Below are 25,704 nucleotides of genomic sequence, written 5' to 3'. Positions count from 1 at the left end.
GCCCGGCCAGGGTCTCCGGCCTGTCGCCCGAGGCCCTGCCGCTACGATGGGAGCCGCTTGCCCGCAGGGAGTTGCATATGCCGAGCCGTCGCCCGGAGGGGGCTGCCTCCGGCACGCCCTGGAACCAGACGTTCAGCCACTCCATGTGGCGGGCGAACAACTCCGTGCACCGCGCCCTGAACGAGCGGCTGCGCCCCCTGGACGTCACGATGACGCAGCTCGGGATCGTGATGACGCTCGACCAGCACGGGCCGCTGTCCGGGGCGGATCTGGCCCGGGTGCAGAACATCACGCCGCAGAGCGTGACGACGGCGCTCTCGCATCTGGAGCGGATCGGGTGGATCGAGCGGCATCCGCACGCCGTGCACAGGCGGGTCGTGCTGGTCGAGCCGACCGAGGCCGGGTTCAGGGGCATGACCGAGGGTCGGCGGCTCGTCGAAGCGGTCGTGGAACGGCTCTGCGACGTGGTCGGCGGGCCCGAGGAGCTGGAACGTCTGACGCTCGGCATGCGTCGCATCGCCATCGCTCTCGACGGCCCCGATTCCCCTGTGGCCCGCATGTGGCCGGACCCGCCCAGGACCGACTGAGACCGTTCCGCCACCGTGCCGTCCGGCCGGATCCGGTTACCGGTGGAATCACCGGTAACCGGACGGTGCCTGCGCGCCTGTACTCACGCCCGCACCCGCTGATCTCAGTCATTTGGGACTATGACAGGCAACTGATAACTTGGCCGCCGCGTTCGATCCGGAGGTCCGTCTCAAATGTCCGCGATATCACCCCCCCACCGCGCCGTCGCGCGCCCGGCGCTGACCACTGTGCTGGCCTGCCTCGGGATGTTTGCCGCATACGTGCCCATCGGCAGTGTCTCGGTGTCCCTGTCGCGCATCCAGCAGGGACTCGGCGCTTCCACATCCGACCTGCAATGGGTCTCCGACGCGTTCATCCTGCCGATGGCAGCGCTGATCCTCACCTTCGGCCTGATCGGCGACCTCTACGGCCGCAAGAAGGCCTATCTCGCGGGCATGCTCCTGTTCGCCGCCGGTTCCGTGACCTCCCTGACCGCGCACGGCGTCGAACAGGTCTGGGTGGGCCAGGCCATCGCCGGCGCGGGCGCCGCAGCCCTCGCCTCCTCCACGCTGGCCCTGATCAGCCACGCCTACCCGGACTTCCGGGCCCGCGCCAAGGCCATCGCCGCCTGGGCCGCGTCCCTGAGCATCGGCATGGCCCTCGGCCCGCTGATCAGCGGTGTCATCCTGGAGCACACCACCTGGCGCTGGATCTTCCTGCCGGCCGCCGTCATCACCGCTGTCACCGGTCTGGTGGCCGTGCGGATGCTGGAGGACTCGCGCTCCGCGCACGGCCGTGCCATCGACGTCCCCGGCCAGATCGCCGCGATCGTCTTCATCATCGGCCTGATCTACGGCGTGATCGAAGGCGGCGGGGCCGACGGCTGGGGCCAGACCAAGGTCGTCGTCGCGTTCGCCGCCGCCGCGCTCGGCCTGATCGCCTTCATCGTCGCCGAGCTGCGCTCCGCCTCGCCGATGCTCTCCCTCAAGCTGTTCGCGGTACGTCCCTTCACCGGCGCCGGCGTCGTCAACGCGCTCGTGATGTTCGGGATGATCGGCTCCGTATTCACCCTCAGCCTCTTCTTCGGCAGCGTCCAGCAGCTCTCCGTCCTCGACATCGCCTGGCGGATGCTGGTCTTCAACGGCGTCTCCGTCGTCACCGGCCCGCTCGTCGGCCGTTTGATGGGCAAGGTCGCACCCGGCGTGCTCCTGTGTGTCGGCCTGCTCGGCGTCGGGGGCGCCATGCTGTGGCTGACCGGCCTGGAGACCGACTCCGGGTTCGGCGCTATGGCCGGGCCGCTCGCCCTGTTCGGCCTCGGCATGGGCTTCGTGATGACGCCGATCAGCGCGGTCGCCGTCGGCAGCGTGCCGCACCACCTGGCGGGCATGGCGGGCGCGGGCAACAACACCCTGCGGCAGCTCGGTGGCGCGCTCGGTCCCGCGGTCCTCGGCGCCGTACTCACCAGCCGGCTCACCTCCGCGCTGCCCGGGCACCTCGCGGACTCAGGGCTGACCGCCGCCGACCAGCAGCGGGTGGGCGAGGCCCTCGCGGAGGGTGGCGTGGGCGCCGCGGGCCACCTGGGGCTCGCCCCCGAGGCGGCAGGCCCCGCGCTCGGAGCGATCGGCGCGAGCTTCACCGACGCCGTCCACGTCTGTATGACCGTCGGTGCGGCCGGGATGCTGGCGGCCCTGATCGCCACGGCCACCCTGATCGGCTTCCGCCGCCCGCAGGCGGCGACGCCGGCCCCCGCCGGTGAACCGTCCCCGGCACCCGCCCCGGAAGCAACCAACGGCACGCAGCTGAACCAGGCAGGTCAGGCATCCGTCCAGGAGGGTCCCGCCCTCCATGGCCACGTCCGCAGCTCCACCGGTGCCCCCCGCCCCACGGTCACCCTGATTTCCCTGACGGGGCGTCAACTGGGCCGGACCGTGGCCCGTTCCGACGGTGCCTACGAGCTCGCCGTACCCGGCGCCGGCACCTATGTGCTGATCGCCGCAGCCGACGGGCACCAGCCACAGGCGGCCACCGTCGTCGTCGGCGACGAGCGGCTCGCGTACGACATCCTGCTCTCCGGCGTACAGGCGCTGAGCGGGGTCGTCAGCGGCGCCGACGGGCTCCCGGCCGTCGCCGCCACGGTGATCGTGACCGATGTGCGCGGAGAGGTGCTCGGCACCGGACAGACCGGCCCGGACGGGGAGTTCGCCTTCGGAGAGCTGCCCGCAGGCGAGTTCACGGTCGCCGTGAACGCGGTGGGGCACCGGCCGGCAGCCGTTCCCGTCATGGTCGGCGACGGCGGATCCGGCCGGGTGGAGATCGCCCTCGTCGCGGGCGCCCGGCTCCAGGGCGCGGTGCGATCCGGTGCCGACCTGCGCCCGCTGCCGGACGCCCGCGTCACGCTCGTCGACGCGGCGGGCAACGTCACCGCGACGGCCACCACCGGCGCGGACGGCGTGTACGCCTTCGCCGACCTGGACTCCGGTGAGTACTCCGTCGTAGCCAGCGGCTACCCGCCCGTCGCCACCGCGTTGCGCGTGACGGACTCCGGGGCCGATGCCCTCGACATCGAACTGTCCCACCCCGTGACCTGAGCCCGTCCCCGCCCCGTGCCTGCCCGGAAACCGTTCCCCCGGGTCCTGCGTGACCACTGGTGTTGCCGGCTGAGGTGGGGGGACCGAATGAGGGCTCGGACGATGGTGAGCGTGGCGGTATCGGCCTGTGTGGCGCTGGTGGGGTGCGGTCCGGAGGAAACCCGGGAGGACGCGGACGCTTAGTGGTCTCGGCAGGCAAGCCGATCAGCAGAAATGGATCTTACCTGCGGGAGTCTGCAGCCCTCGCCAAGGCGACTGGGCAGCATGGCCGCATGCCCACCTCGCCGGAGACGACCAAGTCCTCCCCGCCAGGTGTGGGGGCTCAGGAGCCCGGCGTGGCCAAGTAGTCGCCGTGTACTAGGTCATCGAGCAGCGTCGGATGGACGGGAGACCAGCCGACCAGTTCCTGTGTGTGCGCACTGGAGACGGGCGCGTCGTAGCCGTAGACCCTGGCCATGAACGGGCTGACGTAGTGCCCGGCAGCCTGGTCGGGGGTCAGCGAGACCGTCGGCAGGCCCAGGCCCCGGGCGATGGTCTGCGCGATGTCCTTCATGGTGACGCCGCTTTCGGCCGCTCCGTGCAGCACACTGCCCGCAGGAGCCTTCTCCAGTGCCAGTCGGAACAGAACCGCGGCGTCGAGCCGGTGCACCGCGGGCCACCGGTTGGTGCCGTCGCCGACGTAGGCCGAGACGCCGGTCTTTCGTGCGGTCGCGATGAGCATGGGGATGAAGCCGTGATCTTCAGGGCCGTGGACGGTAGGAGCGAGGCGGACCACGCTCGCGCGTACTCCCGGGCGGCGAAGTCCAGACAGGCTCGCTCGCCCGCGATGCGGAAGGCGGCGAGCCCGGCGGTATCGGGCTCGTCCTTCTCGGTGGTCTCCCGGCCGGAGGGCATGACCAGCGTGCCAGAGGTGATGACGAGCGGCTTGCCCGAGTGTTCCAAAGGCCGGCCGAGGGCCTCGATCGCCGTCCGGTCGCGCCTCATCATGTCGTCGCGGTCGGAGAAGTCCCCGCCGTAGGCCATGTGTAGGACGCCGTCGGCGGCTTCGGCGCCGCGGCGCAGGCTGTCGTGGTCGTCCAGGGAGCCGCTGTGTGGTGTGGCGCCCAGCGACTCCAGCCGGGCGGCGGCGGCATCCGAGCGCGCCAGGCCAGTGACGTCGTGGCCGGCCGCGACGAGCTCGGCGACGACGGCGGGGCCGGTCTGGCCAGAACCACCAGTGACAAAGATGTGCATGAAACGCTTTCTCTGTGGGTGTGTGCATCGGGGCCGTTGAACGGGTCCCGTGTGGGTGAGGCGGGACTGCCTACGAGGTGCGCGGTGCTCGACGGAGACCTTGATCACCTCGACGGCGTTCGGACCGCAAGGCCGGGGTCGCTGCAACCAGCGATGAAAACTTCCCACTTGACGCCAGTGACTGGCGTTACGTAGCGCCAGTCGCTGACCTTACGTAGCGCCAGTCACTGACGTCAAGCAATGTCAGCAACAAGCGTCTGCGGTATCTTCGAGGGGTGCCACGAAGCGGAGTAGAAGCGCGCCGCCGCCTGCAGCAGGCGGCTCTGGAGCTGTACCGGGAGCGCGGGTTCGATCAGACCACCACAGCTGAGATCGCCGCCCGGGCAGGCGTCAACGAGCGCACGTTCTTCCGGCACTTCCCTGACAAGCGCGAGGTGCTCTTCGAGGGCGAAGCCGACCTACGTGCCGCGCTGACGCAGGAGGTCGCCGACGCCTCCGATGGCCTGCAGCCACTCGGCATACTGCTGTGCGCCTTCCGGAAAGCCGGACGAATCCTTGAGGACAACCGCCCGTTCTCCGAGCCACGGCTAGCGGTCATCGCCAAGACCCCAGCCCTCCGAGAACGTGACTTGGCAAAGGCCGCAGCCCTCACCGAAGCCGTAGCGGAGGCGCTACGTCAGCGCGATGTCCCCGACCGGCTGGCCAGCCTGGCCGCACAAACCGGCTGGGCCACTTTCCACCACGCTGCCCAAGCCTGGATTGACGACCCCTCACAGAGCTTGGACGCACATCTCCTCCAAGCCTTCGACGATCTGCACGCCCTCTCCGCGACCGTCTCACCGGACCAGGCGCGGCCTGAAAGCTGATACCGCTCCGCCAGCGACCACCTGTCGCTGCGAGCAAACGGCTTCCAAGACCTCGACGAGAGTGGGAGCCGAACCCACCAGCACCTGGCTTCGCTTTCTACCTCGCCAGCAGCGACAGGCACGAAGACACCCTGCTGCTCACAGGCAGCTCCGCAGCAGCCCCGAGGAAGCCCTGGGACTGCGCTGCAGCCTCTACCTCGCCATACCCGAAATCTGACCGATTGCTACTCGCAACAACGGCTCCGGAGTCAACCCCCGAAGGACTTCCGGAGCCGACCACTAACCTCGATCTTTCGTGACGGTCCGCTGGTTCTCCGGCGGGCCGTTTTGGTTTGTCGGAGTCTGGTGGGCAGGCCGGTGGCCCGGCTGTCGCGTCGGGTGAGCGTCGGGTTCCACGGTCCCGATGGGTTAGTGCTGCTCGCAGGGACGGGAGTTGCCTGGTCAGCCGGGGTTGGGAAGGGCTGCGAGTCGTTGGATTGCGGCGGTGATGAGGTCGGTCCAGGGCCAGTGGTGGGCGAATCTCAGATGCCGGCGACGGGCGGTCGTGGTGATCTGAGTGGCAGCGGAGAACAGGCGGAGTCGCAGCCGGCGTGGCTCCCATCTGCGGGCGTCGCCGGTCAGAGCGAGCATGGGCATCCAGGCGAGCAGGTCAAGGGCGATCTGAACGATCTCCAGCCAGATCTGGTTCTGCGCCGTCTTGTGCAGGGGCAGGTTGCGCAGGCCGGTGGTCCGGGCGGCGCGGATGCGGTCTTCGGCGCGTGCCCGCTGGCGGTGCCGTAGTTCGAGTGCGGCAATGGGGCTGTTGGTGGTGTTCGTGGCGAACTCGGTGAGCCGCAGTCCGTCGGTGTCGGTGAACCGCAACTGTGCGCCGGGGTGCGGGCGTTCCTTGCGGACGATCAGCCGCATTCCCTGGGGCCAGCCCTTGAGTGCGTCGCCGTCGAGTTCGGCGACCCATGCTCCGTGTCGGATCTCGCCGTCCGGTTCGACGGCTGGTGTCCAGGCGGTGGGCGGGACGGTGAGGACGGCTTGGTGGATGTGGTGGGTGATGGTCATGCCTACCGAGTACGACAGCCACCTGCCGCGTTGGGCGAGCCAGGCGGTGAACTCGTGGGTGCCGCCGGCGGAGTCGGTGCGGATCAGTGTCCGGCGTCCGCGCCGGTACTTCTTCGGGAGCTGGGCCAGGGCGAGCCGGGCGGTGGCGATGTGGTCGGCGGCGGTGTTGAGCCTGCGTTCCCGGGCCGCAGGAGCGCGGCCACCGGTTCCCCGGTCCCGCTTTTCCCGTGGTCAACGAAGGCCGTCAGGGGGTGGTGTCCGAAGGTTCTCTTCCAGGTCGCGGTGGCGTCCTGTTTCTCGGAGTGCGCCAGTACGAGCACCCCGTCGATGTCCACGATCACCTGCCCGCCGGCGTCCGGAGCCGATGGGCCGGCCAGTTTCCACGCGTGTTCGCGGGCTTGGGCCCGTGCGGTTCGGATTGCGTCCAGTGCTGTCGGCCCGGCAGAAGCGAGGGCATCGATGAGGCGGGACACGGTGGGATCTGAGGCGACCGTACCGAACACGGCCGGTTCGGCCCGCAGCATGCCCGTGTCCGCCAGACAGTCCCCACCGAGCGCGACCGCGAGGGCCACATCCAGCAGGATCTTCCCCGGATCATGCACCGCCCGCGGCTTGCGCCACGGTGTCAGTGCCATCGATATCGCCTGATCCAGACCGGACTTGCGGACCGTCTCCACCAGCAAGACGCCTCCCGCTTGCGCGACCACCGTGCGGCCACCGCCCCCGACGCGAACACGAGGATACGAACCGATACGCTTCTTCACCTGGAGAGTGCTTCTTTCCGTGGAACCGACAGGACCCTAGACAAGTCCCATCGTTGCAGGTCAGGAGTGCTCTCTGCTTATTTGATCAGGGCGTAGACGAGCGCGCCAGCAATACGCGAAGCTGACTAGCGAGAACGAGGATCGTCCAGGTCCCTGCTCCCGCTCCGGTCAAAGACGCTTTCAGGTGAGCGGGCGCGCCAGGTCACATTCGCATGCCCACGTTGAGCGGTGGTCGGGCGGGCGGCACGGGCGGTCAGTTGGCCGCCCTGTATGCGCCGAGGTGGGAGCGGTGCCGGTCCACGATACCCTCGACGATCTTCATCAGGCGGTCTCCCGTCTGATCGATGCTTCCGTTCTGTGTGCTGACCTGCGCCCCTTCGAGTACGAAGGTGATCTCGGCCGCGGCCTGTTCGGGGTCGGGCATCTGGGCTTTGGTGCACATGCCGATCAGCCTGCGTGTCTGGTGGGCCTTGTGGTCCTCGATCACCTGCCGTGCCGGATGAAGGCGGTCGGGCAGCTCGGCGAGGGAGTTGATGAACGGGCATCCCCTGTATGACATCGTCGGCAGCCCCTCGGCGATGAAGCGGGCCAGGCCCAGAATCTGCTCCTCGGGCCGGTCGGGGTATTCGGTTTCCACACGGTCGAAGGCCGCCTGATAATCGGCGGCGACGATCCGCAGCCACTCCGCGACCAGCGCGTCCTTGGTCTCGAAGTGCCGGTAGATCGCCATTTTGGTGGTCTCGGCCTTGTCGGCGATCGTCTGGACCCCCACCTGCCGGATCCCTTCTCTCAGGAAGAGCTCTTCGGCCGCGTCGAGGATGCGCTCACGAGGCGGCAGCTTCGCCACTCTGCTCGGCCTGCTGAGGGTCGATGCCATGACTACTCCGTCACTCCGAACGTGGGGTTCACAACCCCCTACGGTACCAGCAAGACCCCTTCGATACCGTACGGTATCGTTCGACACTCGACGGTATCGGTCTTGTCAGGGAGTGACAGTGAAAGTTTCTGAATACGTGAGCTTCGACGCGGTCGGGCTGGCGGAGCTGGTGGCCAAGGGCGAGGTGCTCCCCACCGAACTGGAGGCAGCCGCACGCGAGGCTGTACAGGCTGTCGATCCGCGGATCAACGCCGTCGTGGAGACCTGGCCGTCCGACGACGAACCTGTCCCCGGCAGCGCACCCCTGGCCGGCGTCCCTTTTCTGATCAAAGACATCGCGGTGGCCATGGCCGGCAGGCGAATGGAGCTGGGAAGCCGTCTGGCGGCCGGTAACGTCGCCGGCTCCGACTCCTCACTGATGCTGCGCTTCCGTCGCGCCGGCCTCGTGACGTTCGGGCGCACCGCGACACCGGAGATGGCCTACGGCATCTCGACGGAATCAGCGTTGTACGGCGCGACCCGCAACCCGTGGGACCTGGAGCGGAGCGCGGGCGGATCCAGTGGAGGTGCGGCCGCCGCTGTCGCCGCAGGGGTGGTCCCGGTCGCCCATGGCACCGACGCCGCCGGATCGCTCCGTGTCCCCGCCGCCTGCAACGGCCTCTTCGGGATCAAACCCACCCGTGGCCGGGTGTCCATGGGGCCCGGCGTCGACGAGGTCTTCAACGGCCTGGCCGTGCACGGCAGCGTCAGCCGTACCGTACGCGACAGTGCGGTACTGCTCGACCAGATACGCGGCCCGGAATCGGGCGACCCCTACTTCGCCCAGCAGCCGTCACGGCCGTACGCGGAGGAAGTCACCCGCCATCCGGGCTCGTTGCGCATCGGTGTCCTCGCCCAGGCGTGGGGAGGACACCGCACCACTGCACCGGTGACCGACGCCCTCTCCCGCACCGTGCGGTTGCTTGAATCCCTCGGTCACCAGGTGGAGGAGGCCGAGGTCGACCTCGGCGCCGACTGGGAGGAATTCGTCCTGGCCAACGCCCGGCTCATGACGGTGAACCTCACCACCCTGGTCGACGGGTTGGCCGCCGCCTTCGGCCGTCCCATCGACTCCTCGACCCTTGAGCCGGCGACCCTCGCCGGCTACCACTACGGGCAGCGGGTCGGCGGCGCGCAATTCCTCACCGCTCTCGCGATGCGGAACCGGGTGGCCCGAAGCCTGGCCCGGTACTTCGACGCGTACGACATCCTCCTCACGCCGACCCTGCCGGAGCCCCCCTTGCCTCTGGGCACTCATACCGAGGGTGCGGAGACACTGGACGGCCTCGGCTGGATCGAGCGCATCAACGACCTGTCGCCGTTCACCATGCCGTTCAACGTGGCGGGCACGCCCGCCATGTCCGTACCTGCGACGGCCGACGCCGGGACGGGGCTTCCGGTAGGTATGCAGTTCGCCGCCGGATACGGCCTTGAAAGCCGGCTCTTCCGCCTCGCCGGCCAACTCGAACAGGCAAGTCCGTGGTCAGGCCGAACTCCCACGGTATGGGCTGGGAACCACCCAGGCCGCTGAAGAACGCTCCTGGCACGCTGCAGCGAGACATCGAAGGATTCTTGTCGGTCTCAGGACCCAAAATTCTCGCGGCGCACGGGACGGATGCCCTCAATGCCGAGGCGAAGCCGCGAGTATGCCGACCTCGACGATCTGGGGCGGCCCTCGTGGTTGCCCCCTTCATGGTGGTGACCCGGCCTCGGAGGATCCTCTCGCACATGCGCTCGCGATCGATCCGCCTGCGGCCCACAGCACGGGAAAGAACATGACCTCCATGCCGTCGGGTCGCGAACCCAGGCGGGCAGGCCGTGAGAAATCCGAGGCGAATGCGGCGCTGATGAAGGAATTCATTCAGACCTGAGCGGCCGCGACACCACGACGCATGAACAGAGATCCCTTGAAGGAGTGTCCGCCATGGTTGAGCGCATCGACGTACGCATTCCCCTGCCCGACGGCATCGAACTGGCCGCCTGGCTGTTCCTTCCCGAGAACGCCGAGAAGCCGTTGCCCGCCATCACCATGGCCCACGGTTTCGGCGGCACCCGCCATCACAGCATCGAGCACACAGCCCGCCGCTTCAGCGAGGCCGGCTACGCGGTACTCCTACACGACCATCGCAACTTCGGCGACAGCGGCGGCACACCCCGCCAGGACATCGACCCCTACCAGCAGATCGCGGACTGGCGATGGGCGATCACCTACCTCGGCACACGCGGGGAAATCGACGAACAGCGTATCGGAGTATGGGGATTCAGCTACGCCGGTGGTCACGCCCTGGTCCTCGGGGCGACCGACCGCCGCATCAAAGCCGTTTACGCCCAGGCCCCCACCGTCAGCGGCTACGAGACCGGACTGCGCCGCGTCCCGCCCCACGAGGTACGCGCCCTGGAAGAGCGCTTCCATCAGGACGAACGCGACCAGTTGGCCGGCAAGCCGCCCGTCTACGCACCCTTCGTCGACACCGACACGAGCCATGGCCCCCCGGCGGCCTACCCACAGAAGGGTGCGGCCGACTTCTACCTGCACCGGGCACCGGACGACACGTGGACGAACGAGGTGACCCTTCAGTCCAGCCGTCGCGCCCGCGTCTACGAACCCGGTCAGTGGATCTCCCGCATCGCCCCCACCCCCCTGCTGATGCTCGTGGCCAAGGAGGACGACGTCGCCCCCGCTGACATTGCCCTCGACGGCTTCAACCGCGCTCACGAACCGAAGAAGCTCGTCCTCACGGACGGCAACCATTTCCTGTCCTACATTCAGCAGTCCGAATTCGCTTCCACGGTCGCGATCGACTGGTTCGACACCCACCTCAGGACCGCCGAGAAGCACGATGCCCGCCCCGACCGGTGAGCCCGCTTCGCTGCGTCCAGCCTCGGCACGGACACTCGGATACCACCCGATACGCTCACTCACCTGAAGAGTGCCTCTCCCCGTGCGGCTGACAGAACCCTGGATGAAGCACATCGTTGCAGCTCAGGGGCACTATCCACTCATTCGGTCACGGCATGGACGAGCACGCTGACGAAAGCGCGAGGCTAAGCCTTCGCAGTCGTTCGCGTCCTCCCAGGCGGAAGAGCCGTCGGCCACGCCGTCGGCGTCCGCCCCGCCCGGGAAGCCGACGGCGGCGCCGACCGGCGACACGCCCGCGCCCAGGACGGAGGAGGGCGCGATCCAGCGTTACGGGCAATACCTCCACGCCTGGGCCGTGAGGACATCGACACGGTCTGCGAAGTGGCTGGGCCCGCCGCGCGGAAGGCGCAGGACCAGGGGCTCGGGCCGTGCACGTCGACGTACGCCTTGTGGTCCAGATGATCTCGCCCGAGCAGAAGAAGGCCCTGGAGACCGCGACGGTCGACCCGCAGCGCATCGTCGTGCGTACGCCCGACGAGATCGAGATGCCGGTCGAAGCGGTCAGGGCCTCCGTGACCTTCTCCGAGAGCGACCTCGGCAGCTACACCCTGGAGTCCATCGAGGACGACTGGTACATCACCGACTGAGAGCGAAGAGGCAATGGCTGCGACCGCGGTCCGTCATACCGGTTCGACCGGGAGCCACAGTTCGCAGGTCGCGGTGCTGAAGTCCTCCGCGCGCTCGAGGACCGCGACGATCGAGGGTCCCGGCCGGAGACGCCAGGGGTTGGAGGGGAACCACTCGGTCGCGGTCGCGGCCCAGGCCGTCTGCAGGGCCTGCGGATGCGGTCCGGCGGTGCGGAAGACCGCCCACCTGCCGGCAGGCACCTCGATGGCGTCGAGGTCGTCGGGGGCCGACGTGTCCCGGGAGACGGCGACCCCGTGCAGGTAGGTCAGTTCGCTGCCCTCCGTCCCGTCGGGGTCGAGGTCGTCGCAGACCTGCAGCAGGCCCCCCGGTTCGGTATCACCGAGGGCCTTGAGCCGGAGGTGCTCCTCCTGCGGCAGTGCGGTGATGTGCTGCTGGATGTGCGGGTTGACGCCCTGGTGGATGAGCGGAACCCGGGCCGCGTGTCCGACCAGCCGGAACCCGGGGCGGTCTACGAGACGGGTGTCCATGGGGGTGCTCCCTTCGACGGTCAGGCGGATCCTGAGCCGTGGTTGTGTGCGCAGGGGGCCTCCGTCGCGGCGCACGTCACGGGGACCGGCGCCGTGCACCGCGCGGAACGCGCGTCCGAACGCCTCGGTCGAGCCGTAGCCGTGCCGGACGGCGATACTCAGCAGATCGGCCTCGCCGCGGACGACCTCGGCAGCGGCGACGGTCATGCGGCGCCGGCGCACATACTCCGACAGCGGCATGCGGGCCAGTGACGAGAACATCCGTCGCAGGTGGTACTCGGTCGTGCCGAGCCCCCTGGCCAGTCCGTCGACATCGAGCTCCTCGGCGAGGTGCTCCTCGACGAGATCGACAAGCCGGTTGAGTACCGAGATCACGAGGCCCCCTTTCGATGTCCACCCTGCCGGATCCACCCCGGCCGCACCCGACCTTTGCGGTCCGATCCGATCAGGTGCCCGGGCGGACACCTGACTGACGACCGCTGCGGACGCCCGGTGCGCGCACGGGGACATGCAGGGCGCGCCCGGCCGGTCGGCTTTCGGCTTCGGGGAGTGATCTCCCGGGAGACGTGCTGGGCCCAGAGGGCCGTGTGCACCTGCTCGGCACGCCGGGGCAGATGGCCGATGTGGTGGGGCAGTCCGGTGCGCGTGCCACGGTGCTCCGTCCATCCGTCGTAGAGGTGGTGCCGGCCGCCAGATCGAGGCGGCCTCGGCGAGGTCGATGTTCCAGTCGTACTGCTCGCTGCCGGCGGAGATCTCGGTGAAGCCCTGGGTGCAGGCGACGATCTTCGAGGCGTTCAGGGCCTGCTCGACCTGGTCGGCGAAGGCTGCCGCGAAGGGCTTACCGGTCGCCGTATCGACGTGCGGGAGCACCTCTGCGGTGATCTCGATGAGGTAGGAGTTCAGGCGCCCGCTGTTCCAGGTGCGGAAGAGCGGGGGAGTACGCCCAGGAGGGTCGCAGTCAGGGCCGCCCTCAAGTTGTCCTTCAGCTCCAAGTGGAAGCGGGCCAGTTCGGGATCGGCCTGGTAGGCGGCCTGCAGACTGGGTGGGGGTGTGCTGTACGCCGACAGCGCGCCGGCCATGACCATGGTTTGCAGGCTGAACAGTGTTGCGTTCTCGCCCAGCTCCGGCAGGTACTTCTGGATCAGGGCCGTCATGGTTGTCAGGCGGTCCAGGGAGGCGCGCTTGTAGCGTGCTACGACCTCGACGGAGACGTTGTGTTCCAGGACGCTGCCCTGTGCGCCGAAGAGGTCGCACAGCACCACTCGGCCGGAGAGTGAGCGGCTGAGGATCTCGGCCACCGCTGCCGCCCGCTCGGCCATGGGCAGTTTTTCGTCGATGACGGCCAGCTCACCTGCCAGTTCCGTCAGCCACTCCTGCAGGAAACGGTCCAGCAGTTCCAGCAGTACTGCCTCGCGCGACTCGAAGTAGCGCAGCACGTTCGGCTTCGCCAGGCCCACCCGGCGGCTGAGCTCGTTCAGGGTCACCGCGGCCACAGGCATCTCGTCGAGCATCGCCGACGCCATGTCGAGGATCGCCCGTCGGCGGATCTCCCGCTGCTCTTCGGTTCGCGCCCGCTGGAAAGTCACGATCGCCACCTTAACTTAGGTACCTGCGGTACGTTGACAACGTACCAAGAGTACTTTAATGTCGTCGGTACAAGATACCTTCGGTACTTTAGTTGGGGAGCCTGACATGGGTGAGAAGTGGACGACGGCGAACATTCCGGACCAGCGCGGGCGGGTGGCCGTGGTGACAGGGGCTAACACCGGACTGGGGTACGAGACCGCCAAAGCGCTCGCTGAGCGCGGGGCGTCCGTGGTACTCGCCGTGCGCAACGTCGAGAAGGGCGAGCAGGCCGCGGCCCGCATGACCGGCGACGTGACCGTGCAGGCGTTGGACCTGACCTCGCTCGACTCCGTCCGGACCGCGGCGGCGGCGCTGCGGGCCCGGCTCGACCGGATCGACCTGCTGATCAACAACGCCGGCGTGATGTACACCCCGAAGCAGACCACCCGGGACGGCTTCGAGATGCAGTTCGGCACCAACCACCTCGGCCACTTCGCGCTCACCGGGCTGCTGCTGGACCTGATGCTGCCGGTGCCCGGCTCGCGCGTGGTGACGGTCAGCAGCACCGGCCACCGCATCCGGGCCGCGATCCACTTCGACGACCTGCAGTGGGAGCGGTCGTACAGCCGTGTCGCCGCCTATGGTCAGTCCAAGCTGGCCAACCTCATGTTCACCTACGAGTTGCAGCGCCGGCTCGCCACGCATGGCACCACCGTCGCGGTGGCCGCGCACCCCGGCATGTCCAGCACCGAGCTCGCCCGTAACACCCCCGCGGTCGTTCGGCTTCCGCTCACCTGGCTCGCGCCGCTGATCACCCAGACGCCGGCGATGGGCGCGCTGCCGACCCTGCGCGCCGCCACCGACCCCGCCGCGCTCGGCGGCCAGTACTACGGTCCCGGCGGACGCAACGAGGTCAAGGGCCACCCCCGGCTGGTCACCTCCAGCCCGCAGTCGTACGAGGCAGCCGTCCAGCAGCGGCTGTGGGCCGTCTCCGAAGACCTCACCGGGGTGAGGTTCCCCGTCGTTCAGTCCAAGCAGCACTCGTTTCCCTTCGGATCGGCCCTCGCGAGTTAGCCTGCGCCGGTAGGAGGCGCCGGCTCGTCGCGGCACAAGCGGGTGGCGCCGAGACCGACGAGGCGCTCGCACTCCCCATCGAGGGCGGCCATCTGTTCGTCGCCGTGCAGGGCGGGTGCGGTGCGTACGCCCACGTGCGGCGGTGCTCCGGGTGGGCCGGGCCCACCCGGAGCATCAGGTCCAGGGCTACGTGTGGTTCAGGCGTCCTGCCCCCGGTGGCCGCCCAGCTTGCGGGAGGCGTTGGGCCGCGCGAGAAGTTCCTGGGCCTTGGCCGTGGCGCCTTCGATGGCGTCGGCGCTTGCGGGGAAGCGCAGGGGCGGCCGACCTGGCCGAATCGGCGTGGGCTCTCGTACGAGGACCGGCGCGGGCAAGTTCAACCCGTACGGCACCTTCCGCATCTTGGCGGATGAGTGGCTCAGCCACTGTTCAACGCTCGCAATCAGCAGTTGGGCGCTGGCTTACGTGTGGCGGGGCGGAGCACCAGAATCCGGGGCCAAGGCCCCGGCTGCCCCCAGCCCCACGCCTGCGGGGCGAGACCGGTGCCGCCCGGTTACGCTCGATGACGTGCTGCGGAACCGATCTACGGAGGCTCGCATGACCCTTGCGTTCGAACCGCGAGATGTGGCTCCTCGTCTCCTCGTCGGCGCGTTCATCCTGAATTCCGGCCTGAGCAAGTTGAAGGCGGACGAAGACACCGCTCAGGGCCTGCACGGCATGGCCTGCACCGCGTATCCCTTTCTCAAGAAGCTCGAAGCCCGTCGCTTCACCCGACTGCTCGCCTGTGCGGAGATCACCGTCAGCGGGGCACTTCTTGCTCCGTTCGTGCCGACCCGGCTGGCCGGGGCGGTGCTGACCGGTTTCTCCGGAGGGCTTGTCGGTCTGTATTTGCGGGTCCCGGGGATGCGACAGGAGGGCAGCCTGCGTCCCACTCAGGACGGCATCGCGCTTGCCAAGGACACCTGGATGCTCGGAATCGGGCTCGGTTTCCTGAGCGCGGGGCCGCGCCGCCAAGGCGCGGCGGCTTCCCACAGCTCTCGGCGCCTGTGCCGGCGCTGACAGTCCGGAGTTCCCGTTGCGTCTTAGGTAGCGCAGGCGGGCGGCCAGGCCGCGGTCGCGTGCCGAGGGCCATCCACCGGCCGGCCATCTGCGGGAGACCTTGCGCACGGACGCCCGTGTGAAGGTCGTCGCGCCGCGGCCGGTGGGAGCCGGCGCTGCGCGCAACTTCGCCCTGAACGAGGTGACCGCCGGCTGGCATGCGCGCGCCAGGCGTCGCGGGCCGAGCGGGACGTACTCAAGCACGGCGGGGAACAGCAAGTTGAGCGAACAACTGCCGGTGATGAGGGGGCTTCGGCCCCCTCATCACCTCGTGTGTCAGCCGGCCTCCTGGGCGTGGGTTCGCCAGAGGTCGTTCTGGGCGCTTGCCTTCTCCTGGAGTCGGCCCACTCCGTCCGGTCCGAGATCGTCGAGCGGTACGAGGGCAGTTCTTCATGACCACGAGATGTCCGTTCTCAGATCCTCAGGATCCAGTGTCTCGTGTGTTCAACATCCGGGGTCAAGGCCCGTCAGTGAGAACGAGCGGCCCTGGCCGCTGATGTGCTTCTCCTGGAACCGAATGTGAGAGCGGTATGTCCTATTGGACTTTACCGAGGCACGAACAGAGTGGCCACCGCTGTTCCGGTGCTCGATCACGTGGCTGACAGGCGATGGAACGTTGTTTGCTCGGCGTGCGGCGGATGGCCGACGACAGGTCAGGCTTGATGCTCTGGTCCTCTCATGGGCCAGCCCTCAGAGTCCGTGAACCTGAACCTTCAGGCTGCGGGCGCGCTACAGAACACCTTGCCGCGCCTGTCGTCGACCCACCGTGAGCGGCACCTACGGCATCATTGCGGCTGTGAAGGAGCCGGAGTCGAACTGGTTGATCGCTGACTGGGCGGCGTCGTGGGACGTGGAGAAGATGCCCGCGTCCTGCTTCGCTGCGGCCGAGGCCAACGTCACGGGCTGACCGATCGGGACGTAGTTGGCGCCGTCGTAGGAGTACGAGGCGCTGAACGAGGTGCCCGACCGGGTGAGCTTTACCCAGATGGGGCGGTAGATGTCGACGCCGGCGCGGGCGTCGGTGTCCAGGTACCCGTCACCGTTGGTGTCCCACTCGAACACGACGCCGTTGCGGGCGGTAACAGCGACGACGGCGTACCCGGCCGAACTTCCAGCCTTGGTCATGTCGTTGCGGACCATGACCCCGGACTTGGCCCAGGCGTCGGCGTCGTTGACGGACACGACCCGGGTGGACACGCTCGAGTCGGCCGCGAACGAGCCGGCCCGGTAGATCGAGCCGAACTGGTCGTCGTGCTGACCGCCGGCGCCCCACACGTCGGCGCCCGCCGCCGCGATCCCGAATCCACCGCCACTCTGGCCGAAGTACGAGCTGACGGCCGAACCTCCGGAAGTGCGGAGGCCGGGTGCGACCGGTGCACCAACCGCGCACCCGCTGAAGCCGAACTGGTTCGCGTTGAGCGACGTCCGGTACTGCGGCGCGACCCCCGCCTGGCATATCACGTCTCGTGCGCCCGCAGGCCAGTTGGCGCCGGTGACCTTCACGTTGTTGATCAACTGGTTGTTGTGAGCCGCGGCGTTCGGCGTCGAGGCTCCGCCTGAGTTGTACCAGTTGTTCTGGATGACGTTGTCGCTGGTGTTGTTGCGGAGGCTGTACGCGTTGGTGAAGAGGAAGGAACCGCTCTGGACGACGTTGTTCTCGTACGTCATCGAGCGCGAGCCCTCGTCGAGGTAGAGGCCGACTCCTGAGATGTTGAACAGGTAGTTCTTGGCGACCACGGTTCCCGGGCTGGCGGAGAGGTTGTAGACCGATCCGCCGTCGGCGAAGCGTGCCTTCGTGTTGTGCACGAGGTTGCCCTCGACGTGGTTGTCCTTGAGCGTGGTCGGCGTCGTGTAGAGCGTGTTCCACTTGTAGTAACCGCGGTCGACGTAGTCGTTCGATCCCCCGGCGTCGTTGATGCCCCAGCCGTAGCCGGTGTCGATGCCGTCATAGGGGACGTTGGAGACCTCGTTGTGCAGGATGCGGGCGTTGGTGACGTAGGTGCTGAGTATGCCGCTGTTGTCCTTGTAGTCCACCGCCACGCGATTGATCGTGTTGTTGGCGATCTGGATGTTGCGGTTGGTCATCCTCGGGTCGCTGGGGTGGTGCGCGTCAGGCAGTACGCCGCCGACCGCGACGCCGTGCCCACTGTTCTCCATGAACCGGTTGCCGACCACGTCGATGTTGTTGGTGCCCAGCCCGACGCCGGTCGTCGTGGCGTTGGCGTCGTTTCCGATGCCCAGCGCCGACTGGCCGAGGTTGGTGAACGTGTTGCCGGTGAACGAGATGCGCCTGGCGGCGGAGACCTGCACGGCGGCGGGCTCCTGGTACCAGCTGGTGCGTGCTCGTTCGAACATCTCGCAGCCGCGCGAACAGCTGGTGAAGGCGTCGGCGGGGCGGTAGTCGTAGGCACCCTTGATGAAGAAACCGTTCTGCTGGTCCGCGTACCCGTCGGTCGAGGGGCCGAGCCAGGAGGTTCCGGAGAACTGGATGCCGTCGAAGGCAAGACCGGTCACGGGCTCGTCGTACGTCCCGCCGATGCTGACCAGTGTCTCCAGGCGGGGCAGCTCGATGTCGAGCTGATTGGGGTCGACCCCGTTCGCCGGCTTGTAGTAGAGCTTCCCGACGCTCGGATCCATGTACCACTGGCCGACCTGGGTGAGGAAGCTCAGTGAGTTGTCGAGGTACCAGCTCGGACCGGCCAGGAACGAGTTCTGGACGGTGTCCCAGCCCCACGTGTTGTTGTCCCACGCCGGCTGCGCCATCGTGATCTCGGTGGCACTGATGCTCTGAACCGGCGAATAGCGGTTCGTGAAGTCGCCGAGGGACTCGAACTCGATGCGCCCCTGGCCGGGGAGCGTGGCGAGGTAGCTCAGGGCCGGGTTCTTGATGGTGAGACCAGTCGCGGTGGGAGTGACGTCCGCGTTGGCCAGGCGGATGGCGGCGCGAGGGGCGATCACGCCGTTCACGTAGAGCTGGCGGGTGTCGAGGCCGCTGGGGGTATCCGCCTCCCAGATGCCTGACCCTGCCCCGGACTTGGACCAGCCGGAGACCTTCGAGGCGCCTGTGATGACGGGGTGGGCGCCCGGGGCGGCGGCCCAGTGGACGGTGTGGTCGCCGCCGTCGTCGCCGGGTCCGAACCGCAGGGGCTCGGAAAGGCGGTAGGTGCCGTCGGCAAGCTGAACGACCACGTCACCATGCTTGGCGGCCGGTCCGACAACATGCTGCGCCCGCTCCAGCGAGCACGGCTGCGACTGGCTGCAGTGTCCAGCGTCCTTGCCGTCCGGCGCCGCGAAGTACTCCGTCCGGGGCGCGGCTTGCGCCTGGAGAGGAATGAGCGCCGATGCGATGACGGCGCAGGCGCCGAGCGCCGCAAGGGTGCCCGCCCTGCGTCCCCATCGTCTGCTCACCGAGCGTGTCGAGTCTGACGTCGATGTCATGTTCGATCGCTTCCTGTGATAAGGGCCTTGATGCCCGCCACAGAGTTAGCATACGTATGATGTTTGCGACAAGATGCATACGACGTTTAACTCAGGCTCTGGAGAACCGACTTGTCCGGACCGGGTCGGGGACGAGCCCTGTGACGTGCAACTCCTCCCACAGCGCCTCCGGGATCGCCGCCCGATACCGCGCGACATTGCTTCGCACGTGTTCCTGAGTGCGCATCCCTGTCACCACCGAGACGACCGCGGGATGGCGCAACGGGTATTGGACGGCGGCCACGGGAAGCTCCACACCGTGCCGCTCACAGACGGCGGCGATGCGGGCGGCACGTTCGACTACGGCCCGCGGCGCCGCCCCGTAGTCGTAGGTCGCCGAGCCGTCCACGGCCGTGCTGCTCAGCAGTCCGGAGTTGTACACCGCCGCGGCGACGACGCCGACGCCGCGGGCGCCGGCGACGGGCAACAGGTCGTCCAGCGCCGATTGATCGAGAAGGGTGAACCGCCCGGCGACCATCACCACATCGACGTCGGTCCGCCTCACGAACTCGGCCAGCATCGCCGCCTGGTTCATGCCGGCGCCGATGGCACCGACGACGCCCTGGTCCCGGAGCTCAGCCAGGGCAGCGATCCCGCTCGACGATGCCGGCCCCCAGTGATCGTCCGGGTCGTGCAGGTAGGCGATGTCAAGCCGGTCCGTCCCGAGCCGCGCCAGTGACTCCTCCACGGAACGAAGGATCCCGTCGCGGCTGAAGTCCCAGACCCGTCTCTTCGTCGCCGGCACGACGAACCCGTCGTCGTCGATCCGGTGAGCCGTGTCCGGGCTGTCCACGAGCAGGCGCCCGACCTTCGAGGAGATGACCGCACCTCGCCGAGCGTCCGCATGCAGGGCGTCCCCCAGGCGGCGTTCGGACAGCCCGAGGCCGTAATGCGGCGCGGTGTCGAAGTAGCGGATCCCTTCCTCGGCAGCGGCTCTGACGGCGCGATGCGACTCGTCGTCGGTCATCTCGGTGAACAGGTTGCCGAACTGGGCTGCACCCAGGCCCAACTCCGTGAGCTGGTGCCCGGTTCCCAGTCCTCGGGTCGGCAGCGTCTGTTCCGTGGATGTGTGGTCGCGCGGCGATGGCTTGCTGGTCACGAGGTCGACTATAACGGCGGACAGCATACGTATTATGTTTCCTGTTAGCCTTACGCAGGGCTGTGGGCCGGTGCGGCCTGCGGCATGGCGAGGAGGAGCCGATCGGCATGTTGGCGGCAAATTACATAGGCGCGCGCACGATCACGGTCGAGGAGCGGGAACCGGCTGAGCCGCGTGCGGGGGAGGTCCGAGTCGCCGTGGCGTACGTCGGAATCTGCGGCACGGACCTCCATGTGTTCCACGGGGACATGGACGGCCGGGTCAGCAGGCCGGCGACGATCGGACACGAGATGTCAGGCACGATCGCCGCCCTCGGCGCCGGCGTGGAGGGCTGGTCGGTGGGTGATGCGGTGACTGTCATGCCGCTCGCCTGGGACGGAACTTGTCCGGCCTGCCGTGCGGGGAACGAGCACATCTGCCAGAACCTGGACTTCATCGGCATCGACACCCCCGGAGCCCTTCAGGAGTACTGGAACGTACCGGCGTCGACACTCGTGCGGCTGCCCCCGGAGATCTCGCTGCGAGACGCCGCGCTGGTGGAGCCCATCGCGGTGGCAGTTCACGACGTACGACGTTCCGGACTTGCCACAGGCGACAAGGCGGTCGTTGTCGGTGCGGGCCCGATCGGCGTTCTGATCGCGATCGTCGCCGCCGCGTTCGGTGCCGAGGTCGTGGTCGCCGAGATCGACCCGACCCGGCGGGCCGCCGCCGAGGAGATGGGGCTGACGACGCTGGACCCCTCGACGGTCGATCAGGTCGCCTGGGTGGAGGAGTGGACGGACGGCGCCGGAGCCGACGTCGTGTTCGAAGTCTCCGGCTCGGCCGCCGCCGTGCTCGGTGCGACCGGCCTGGCGAAGGTCCGTGGCACGCTCGTGGTGGTGGCCATCCACTCGCAACCGCGGCCCATCGACCTGCACCGCGTGTTCTGGCGGGAGCTGAGGTTGCTCGGTGCACGGGTCTACCAGCGCCACGACTTCGAGCGCGCCGTCGAGTTCTTGGCCGAGGGCGCCATCCCGGCCGAGAAGCTCATCACGGGCATCGTGCCCCTGAGCGAGCTCGAATCGGCCTTCGGTGTCCTCGAGGCCGGGCAGGCGATGAAGCTGCTCGTCGAGGTGAGCGTGTCATGAACCCGTTCGACCTGACCGGCCGCCTCGCTGTCGTGACGGGGGCCAAGCGTGGAATCGGGTTCGCCGTCGCCGAGGCTCTGGCCGCCGCCGGTGCCGACATCATCGGACTCTCCGCCACCCTCGATCCCGCGTCATCGGCGATCGGCGACCGCGTGCGCCGACTCGGCCGTGAGTTCTGGGGACACCGCGTCGACTTCGCGGACCGGCGACAGGTGACCCGGTTCGCCGAGGAACTCGCCACAGGCGAACGCCCGGTGGACATCCTGGTCAACAACGCCGGGACCATCCGCCGCGCTCCGGCCGCCGAGCACCCCCTGGAATGGTTCGACGAGGTGCTCGAAGTCGATCTCACCAGCACATTCGTGCTCAGCCAGGCACTCGGGCGGCGGATGCTGGACGCGCGGTACGGGCGCATCGTCTTCACCGCCTCCCTGCTCTCGTTCCAGGGCGGGATCAACGTGCCGGGCTATGCGGCAGCCAAGTCCGGGGTGGCGGGCCTGATCCGGGCGCTCTCCAACGAGTGGGCCGGATACGGTGTGACCGTCAACGGCATCGCCCCCGGCTACATCGCGGCCGACAACACCCAAGCACTTCAGGACGACCCCGACCGGTCCCGCGCGATCCTCGAGCGGATACCGGCGGGACGGTGGGGAACGGCGGAGGACATCGCAGGCGCTGCCGTGTTCTTGGCGTCGGACGCCGCGCGCTACGTCTCCGGGACGATCCTGCCGGTCGACGGTGGCTGGCTCGGCCGATGAGGCTCTTCGAACCCCCGTCGGTGGTGGGGGCAGGCTGACCGGCACGTGCTGACCTTCGGGGAGATGCTGGGGCTGTTCTGCGCCGCCGACGCCGGCGACCTCGCCGAGGTGGCCGACGCCCGCATCTCGACCGGTGTGCGGACAACAACGTTGCCGTAGGCCTCAGCCGGCTCGGCATTGAGGCGGTCCGGGCAGGACCAGTGGGAGCCGACGCCCTCCGTCAGCGGGTTGTTCGCGACATCGGAGGGCAGGGCGCCGAGGCCTGGGCCCGCGAGAGCGTCGACGAGGTGGTGCGGCCGGCGCAGCGGTCCGGAGTGCGCGTGTCCTTCGACGTCAACCATCGCTGCCCGCCGTGGAGGACAGGGAAGCACGCGCCGGTGAAAGACGTGGCGGCCGCCGCGGACCTCGTGTTCCCAGGCGAGGACGCGGCCACCCTGCTCACCGGCACCCGGCCGAGCGACCCCGCACAACTCGTCGCCGCGCCCGCGCATCCCGGTCCGTCGACGACGGTGGTCGAGCGGGTTCGGCCGGCGGCATCGGCCACCACGACGGAGCTGTGCTCGAGCGCACCGCCCTCGCGGTCCCGGTAGTGGACTCGGCGCGTGCGGGCGACGCCTTCGTCACGGCTTCCTTGCCGGCTACACCCAGGCAGCCGGCATGGCGGCCTGCCTGCTGCCAGGAGATGGCCGTCGTGCTCGGCGCGGACGTGGTGCCGAGGCGGCGGGTCATGAGCAGGGTCATCGATCAATAGACCATCGCCTCGGCGCTGGTGGTGCGGCGTGCGTAGTCGCGTGCCGGGCGGCGGCTGCGCATCAGGTGGGCGAAGAGGCGCCCGACCATCCACGCTTGGGCAGGATCACGAAGCCGTGTATGTCGTCGCTGCGCTTGACGATCGTGAGGACCAGGGCGAAGCGGTGGTGCGCGTCGGCAACCCGCTCGAGCAGGACCCGGACGGCGGCGCGGTCGCCGGTGCTGCGGCAGCAGGGTCGGCTTTGTGCCCGCAGCCGACGGCAACCACCCGCAACGGGAATACCGTCCGACGCGCACCGCTCAAGACCGGAACGACAACAGCGGCTCAATACCGATGACAAACATAATACGTATGTCCTATAGTCCTGGCGCGGAGTCGTCAATGAAGTCGACAAGACAAGGACATCCCATGGTTGAAATCCACTCTGTGGCGCGTTCGCGCCGTAAGGCGTCGACCGTCGCCGTAATGTGCGCCGCAACGGCGCTCCTGACCCTCGCTGGTTGCGGCGGCGAAGGCAGCTCGGCGAACGGGGCGTACGGGTTTCCCGAAGCCAAGCAGGAGGCCTCCTCGACGATCACGGTCTGGGCGGACGCGGACCGACAGGCGGCCGCGAAGGCGTTCCAGACGGAGAACCCGGACACCAAGATCAAGGTCGTCACCTATGACGGGTCGGCCAACGGGTCCAACTCCTTCCGGACGAAGATGCAGCTCTTCGACCGCGCCGGCAGTGGCTGGCCCGATGTCGTCTTCTCCAGCCAGAACAACGACGCGGCATGGGCCAGCCAGAAGAGCGGCGGCAAGCAGGCGTTCGCGGCCGTGCTGGACAAGGGTCTGGTCCCGAAGGACACGCTTAGCAATTTCACCGAGGGCTCGCTCAACCCCTGCACGGTGGACGGCCGTGTGTACTGCCTGCGCAACGACCTCGCCCAGGCGGTGCTCTGGTACGACAAGTCCCTGCTGGAGAAGTTCGGCTACGCTCTCCCGACCACATGGGAGGAGTACCAGGCGCTCGGGGAGAAGGTCGCCAAGGAGCACCCCGGCTACATCGTCGGGACGGCCGGGGATGCCTGGACGCCCGAGGTGTTCATGTGGGCGAGCAAGTGCCAGGCCAATGACGTGACCGGTCCCAAGTCCCTCACCGCGAAGACCGACTCGACCGAGTGCAAGCGGGCGGCCTCGATGCTCGACGCCCTCCGCCAGAACGGGACCGTGCCGGTGGTCAGCGTGTTCACTCCCGAGTTCCTGAAGAAGTACTCAGGCAAAGTGCTGATGATGCCGGGTCCGGCCTGGTACGCCGGCGCGATCTTCAACAACCCCGAGTCGCTCAACGTGTCGGCCGGGCGGCTCGGCGTCGCCGCGCCGTTGCCATGGAAGGGCGAGAGCGAGGCCGCGACGGGCAACGTGGGTGGCGGAACCTGGTTCGTCTCCAGCCATTCGAAGAACCTGAAGGCCGCAGAGAAGTTCGTCCAGTTCGTCACCACGGCCGACGCGTATCAGGTCGACGCCGCACCGGGTTACCCGGCGTACGCGCCCGCCGCACAGAAGTGGATCGCCAAGCAGGAGGCGAGCAAGTACTACGCCACCCCGCTGCAGCCGGTGGTGACCGCAGCGTCGCGGGTCTGGGACGGCTGGGGTTACCCCACGTTCAGCCAGGAGGCGATATGGGCGAAGACGATGACCCCGGGGATCACGGGCGGCAAGTCGATCGTGGACCTGCTGCCGACCTGGCAGCAGGCGATCGAGAACCAGGCCAAGGTCAACGGATACGCGGTGAACTGAAATGACCCTCGCTCCTCCGAGTGACCATCTGACCGCAGACGTCTCTGGGCGTCAGCGGTCACGCCGGGGTAGCGGCCGGCCAACTGGCCGCGCCTTCGACCGCAGTCCGATCGGCTATCTCTTCGTCTCGCCCTACGCGTTGTTCGCCATCGCCTTCGGGATCGTCCCTTCGCTCTACGCCGTACTACTGGCCTTCACGAACGCCGATGGTGGATTCGCAGGCTTCGACAACTTCACCAAGGTCCTCGGCGACTTCCGGTTCTGGCCGGCCGTGTTCCACGTGACCGCCTATCTCCTCATCTGGCTCCTCGGGCTGGTCTTCCTCGTCGTCGGCCTGGCGTTGGTGGTCCACGCCGTCAGTACGCGGTGGGTCAGCCCGACCCTGCGCTTCGTCTACTACCTGCCCGGCGCGCTCGCGGGCGCGTCCAGCGTCCTGTTGTGGCTCTTCGTACTCGATCCGACGGCGAGCCCGGTCAGCGGTCTGCTCAGGGTGATGGGGTTCGACAGCTTCGTGCAGGTGATCCAACCCGGCAACCTTCCGGCGATCTTCGCGATCATCGCATTCTGGACCGGAGCCGGCGGGTGGATCATCATCATGTACGGCGCCCTCAACAACATCAGCACCGATGTGATCGAGGCGGCCCGCATCGACGGTGCGAACGCCGTCCAGATCGCGTTTCGGATCCAGCTTCCGATGCTGCGCAAGTGGGTCGCGTACATGGGCGTCATGTCGCTCGCGGCCGGCACCCAGCTGTTCGTCGAGCCACAGCTGCTCAGCCAGGCCAGCAACGCAGTGGTGCCCAACGACTACTCGCTCAACCAGCTGGCTTACCAGTACGCGTTCCAGCAGAACGACTTCAACGGCGCGGCCGCAATCTCGCTGATCCTGCTGGTCGTCGCACTCCTGCTGTCCTGGGTGTTCGTGACCCGCGGCGGCCTCTTCGACAAGGAATGAC

21 protein-coding genes and 3 pseudogenes are annotated in these 25,704 nt (G+C 68.3%); 15 read left to right on the top strand and 9 right to left on the bottom strand.

Going from position 1 to position 25,704, the window contains the following annotated elements:
- The first annotated feature begins 77 nt into the window (after window positions 1-77).
- Together ACIBCU_RS24130 and ACIBCU_RS24125 are read left to right on the top strand one after the other, a co-directional pair.
- Window positions 78-587, top strand: coding sequence for a MarR family transcriptional regulator (locus ACIBCU_RS24130; RefSeq protein ID WP_362938721.1), 510 nt, complete (start codon window positions 78-80; stop codon window positions 585-587).
- A gap of 174 nt (window positions 588-761) precedes the next feature.
- Window positions 762-3,155 (top strand): MFS transporter, encoded by a 2,394-nt coding sequence (locus ACIBCU_RS24125; protein ID WP_399233818.1) that lies wholly within the window; start codon window positions 762-764, stop codon window positions 3,153-3,155.
- A 322-nt stretch (window positions 3,156-3,477) separates the two neighbouring features.
- Here ACIBCU_RS24125 and ACIBCU_RS24120 read toward each other — a convergent pair.
- A pseudogene (locus ACIBCU_RS24120) lies at window positions 3,478-4,388 on the bottom strand (SDR family oxidoreductase).
- 275 nt (window positions 4,389-4,663) lie between these two features.
- Here ACIBCU_RS24120 and ACIBCU_RS24115 point away from each other — a divergent pair.
- Window positions 4,664-5,254, top strand: a complete 591-nt coding sequence (locus ACIBCU_RS24115; RefSeq protein ID WP_399233816.1) for a TetR family transcriptional regulator — start codon at window positions 4,664-4,666, stop codon at window positions 5,252-5,254.
- A 441-nt stretch (window positions 5,255-5,695) separates the two neighbouring features.
- Here the strand turns inward: ACIBCU_RS24115 and ACIBCU_RS24110 are convergent.
- Together ACIBCU_RS24110 and ACIBCU_RS24105 are read right to left on the bottom strand one after the other, a co-directional pair.
- Window positions 5,696-7,071: pseudogene (locus tag ACIBCU_RS24110) on the bottom strand (IS1380 family transposase).
- A gap of 253 nt (window positions 7,072-7,324) precedes the next feature.
- Window positions 7,325-7,948, bottom strand: a complete 624-nt coding sequence (locus ACIBCU_RS24105; protein ID WP_399233814.1) for a TetR/AcrR family transcriptional regulator — start codon at window positions 7,946-7,948, stop codon at window positions 7,325-7,327.
- A gap of 118 nt (window positions 7,949-8,066) precedes the next feature.
- On the opposite strand from ACIBCU_RS24105, the gene ACIBCU_RS24100 reads away from it, so the two are divergent.
- The 3 genes from ACIBCU_RS24100 (at window position 8,067) to ACIBCU_RS24090 (ending at window position 11,494) form a co-directional block, all read left to right on the top strand.
- Window positions 8,067-9,518 carry an amidase gene (locus tag ACIBCU_RS24100; RefSeq protein WP_399233812.1) on the top strand — a complete coding sequence of 484 codons (1,452 nt, stop codon included), beginning with the start codon at window positions 8,067-8,069 and terminating at the stop codon, window positions 9,516-9,518.
- 393 nt (window positions 9,519-9,911) lie between these two features.
- On the top strand, window positions 9,912-10,847 hold the full coding sequence (locus tag ACIBCU_RS24095; RefSeq protein ID WP_399233810.1) for an alpha/beta hydrolase: 936 nt from the start codon (window positions 9,912-9,914) through the stop codon (window positions 10,845-10,847).
- A 428-nt stretch (window positions 10,848-11,275) separates the two neighbouring features.
- Window positions 11,276-11,494 carry a hypothetical protein gene (locus tag ACIBCU_RS24090; protein ID WP_399233808.1) on the top strand — a complete coding sequence of 73 codons (219 nt, stop codon included), beginning with the start codon at window positions 11,276-11,278 and terminating at the stop codon, window positions 11,492-11,494.
- A gap of 33 nt (window positions 11,495-11,527) precedes the next feature.
- Here ACIBCU_RS24090 and ACIBCU_RS24085 read toward each other — a convergent pair whose 3' ends face one another.
- From ACIBCU_RS24085 to ACIBCU_RS24075, 3 genes and pseudogenes are all read right to left on the bottom strand, one after another.
- Window positions 11,528-12,397 (bottom strand): GyrI-like domain-containing protein, encoded by an 870-nt coding sequence (locus ACIBCU_RS24085; protein ID WP_399233931.1) that lies wholly within the window; start codon window positions 12,395-12,397, stop codon window positions 11,528-11,530.
- 324 nt (window positions 12,398-12,721) lie between these two features.
- Window positions 12,722-12,892, bottom strand: a pseudogene (locus ACIBCU_RS24080) (hypothetical protein); the annotation flags it as partial.
- Window positions 12,893-12,921: 29 nt separating this feature from the next.
- Entirely contained in the window at window positions 12,922-13,608 is a 687-nt protein-coding gene (locus ACIBCU_RS24075) for a TetR/AcrR family transcriptional regulator (RefSeq protein WP_399233806.1), read from the bottom strand.
- 106 nt (window positions 13,609-13,714) lie between these two features.
- Between ACIBCU_RS24075 and ACIBCU_RS24070 the strand changes: the two genes are divergently transcribed.
- A complete protein-coding gene (locus ACIBCU_RS24070; RefSeq protein ID WP_399233804.1) occupies window positions 13,715-14,662 on the top strand; it encodes an SDR family NAD(P)-dependent oxidoreductase in 948 nt (315 codons plus the stop codon).
- Between the two features lie 197 nt (window positions 14,663-14,859).
- Here the strand turns inward: ACIBCU_RS24070 and ACIBCU_RS24065 are convergent, their stop codons facing one another.
- A complete protein-coding gene (locus ACIBCU_RS24065; RefSeq protein WP_399233802.1) occupies window positions 14,860-15,039 on the bottom strand; it encodes a hypothetical protein in 180 nt (59 codons plus the stop codon).
- 217 nt (window positions 15,040-15,256) lie between these two features.
- On the opposite strand from ACIBCU_RS24065, the gene ACIBCU_RS24060 reads away from it, so the two are divergent.
- Window positions 15,257-15,718 (top strand): hypothetical protein, encoded by a 462-nt coding sequence (locus ACIBCU_RS24060; RefSeq protein WP_399233800.1) that lies wholly within the window; start codon window positions 15,257-15,259, stop codon window positions 15,716-15,718.
- Window positions 15,719-16,534: 816 nt separating this feature from the next.
- Here ACIBCU_RS24060 and ACIBCU_RS24055 read toward each other — a convergent pair.
- Complete coding sequence (locus ACIBCU_RS24055; RefSeq protein ID WP_399233797.1) at window positions 16,535-18,946, bottom strand: right-handed parallel beta-helix repeat-containing protein; 2,412 nt, start codon at window positions 18,944-18,946, stop codon at window positions 16,535-16,537.
- Between the two features lie 142 nt (window positions 18,947-19,088).
- Here ACIBCU_RS24055 and ACIBCU_RS24050 point away from each other — a divergent pair, with 142 nt between their 5' ends.
- Window positions 19,089-19,214, top strand: coding sequence for a hypothetical protein (locus tag ACIBCU_RS24050; protein ID WP_362938676.1), 126 nt, complete (start codon window positions 19,089-19,091; stop codon window positions 19,212-19,214).
- A gap of 72 nt (window positions 19,215-19,286) precedes the next feature.
- On the opposite strand, the gene ACIBCU_RS24045 is transcribed toward ACIBCU_RS24050, so the two are convergent.
- A complete protein-coding gene (locus tag ACIBCU_RS24045; protein ID WP_399233929.1) occupies window positions 19,287-20,285 on the bottom strand; it encodes an aldo/keto reductase in 999 nt (332 codons plus the stop codon).
- Between the two features lie 155 nt (window positions 20,286-20,440).
- On the opposite strand from ACIBCU_RS24045, the gene ACIBCU_RS24040 reads away from it, so the two are divergent.
- The 6 genes from ACIBCU_RS24040 (at window position 20,441) to ACIBCU_RS24015 (ending at window position 25,703) form a co-directional block, all read left to right on the top strand.
- A complete protein-coding gene (locus tag ACIBCU_RS24040; protein WP_399233794.1) occupies window positions 20,441-21,460 on the top strand; it encodes a zinc-binding dehydrogenase in 1,020 nt (339 codons plus the stop codon).
- Complete coding sequence (locus ACIBCU_RS24035) at window positions 21,457-22,218, top strand: SDR family oxidoreductase (RefSeq protein WP_399233792.1); 762 nt, start codon at window positions 21,457-21,459, stop codon at window positions 22,216-22,218. The genes ACIBCU_RS24040 and ACIBCU_RS24035 overlap by 4 nt, the downstream gene beginning before the upstream one ends.
- A gap of 200 nt (window positions 22,219-22,418) precedes the next feature.
- A complete protein-coding gene (locus tag ACIBCU_RS24030) occupies window positions 22,419-22,808 on the top strand; it encodes a hypothetical protein (RefSeq protein WP_399233790.1) in 390 nt (129 codons plus the stop codon).
- 276 nt (window positions 22,809-23,084) lie between these two features.
- Window positions 23,085-23,306, top strand: coding sequence for a hypothetical protein (locus tag ACIBCU_RS24025; RefSeq protein ID WP_399233788.1), 222 nt, complete (start codon window positions 23,085-23,087; stop codon window positions 23,304-23,306).
- Between the two features lie 71 nt (window positions 23,307-23,377).
- Window positions 23,378-24,748 (top strand): ABC transporter substrate-binding protein, encoded by a 1,371-nt coding sequence (locus ACIBCU_RS24020; RefSeq protein WP_399233786.1) that lies wholly within the window; start codon window positions 23,378-23,380, stop codon window positions 24,746-24,748.
- A gap of 1 nt (window position 24,749) precedes the next feature.
- Window positions 24,750-25,703, top strand: a complete 954-nt coding sequence (locus ACIBCU_RS24015; RefSeq protein ID WP_399233784.1) for a carbohydrate ABC transporter permease — start codon at window positions 24,750-24,752, stop codon at window positions 25,701-25,703.
- Window position 25,704 lies beyond the last annotated feature (1 nt).

Origin of the sequence: Streptomyces sp. NPDC051064 (genome assembly GCF_044455985.1) — a bacterium.
Classification (GTDB): Bacteria; Actinomycetota; Actinomycetes; order Streptomycetales; family Streptomycetaceae; genus Streptomyces.
This window is presented reverse-complemented; position numbering and strand designations above follow the sequence as displayed.

What these genes read in the sequence shown, in the direction of transcription:
- ACIBCU_RS24125 (WP_399233818.1), top strand. Translation starts at nt 762, where the DNA reads ATGTCCGCGATATCACCCCCCCACCGCGCCGTCGCGCGCCCGGCGCTG.
- ACIBCU_RS24095 (WP_399233810.1), top strand. Translation starts at nt 9,912, where the DNA reads ATGGTTGAGCGCATCGACGTACGCATTCCCCTGCCCGACGGCATCGAA.
- ACIBCU_RS24070 (WP_399233804.1), top strand. Translation starts at nt 13,715, where the DNA reads ATGGGTGAGAAGTGGACGACGGCGAACATTCCGGACCAGCGCGGGCGG.
- ACIBCU_RS24050 (WP_362938676.1), top strand. Translation starts at nt 19,089, where the DNA reads ATGAGCGCCGATGCGATGACGGCGCAGGCGCCGAGCGCCGCAAGGGTG.
- ACIBCU_RS24060 (WP_399233800.1), top strand. Translation starts at nt 15,257, where the DNA reads ATGACCCTTGCGTTCGAACCGCGAGATGTGGCTCCTCGTCTCCTCGTC.
- ACIBCU_RS24040 (WP_399233794.1), top strand. Translation starts at nt 20,441, where the DNA reads ATGTTGGCGGCAAATTACATAGGCGCGCGCACGATCACGGTCGAGGAG.
- ACIBCU_RS24105 (WP_399233814.1), bottom strand. Translation starts at nt 7,948, where the DNA reads ATGGCATCGACCCTCAGCAGGCCGAGCAGAGTGGCGAAGCTGCCGCCT.
- ACIBCU_RS24035 (WP_399233792.1), top strand. Translation starts at nt 21,457, where the DNA reads ATGAACCCGTTCGACCTGACCGGCCGCCTCGCTGTCGTGACGGGGGCC.
- ACIBCU_RS24130 (WP_362938721.1), top strand. Translation starts at nt 78, where the DNA reads ATGCCGAGCCGTCGCCCGGAGGGGGCTGCCTCCGGCACGCCCTGGAAC.
- ACIBCU_RS24020 (WP_399233786.1), top strand. Translation starts at nt 23,378, where the DNA reads ATGGTTGAAATCCACTCTGTGGCGCGTTCGCGCCGTAAGGCGTCGACC.
- ACIBCU_RS24015 (WP_399233784.1), top strand. Translation starts at nt 24,750, where the DNA reads ATGACCCTCGCTCCTCCGAGTGACCATCTGACCGCAGACGTCTCTGGG.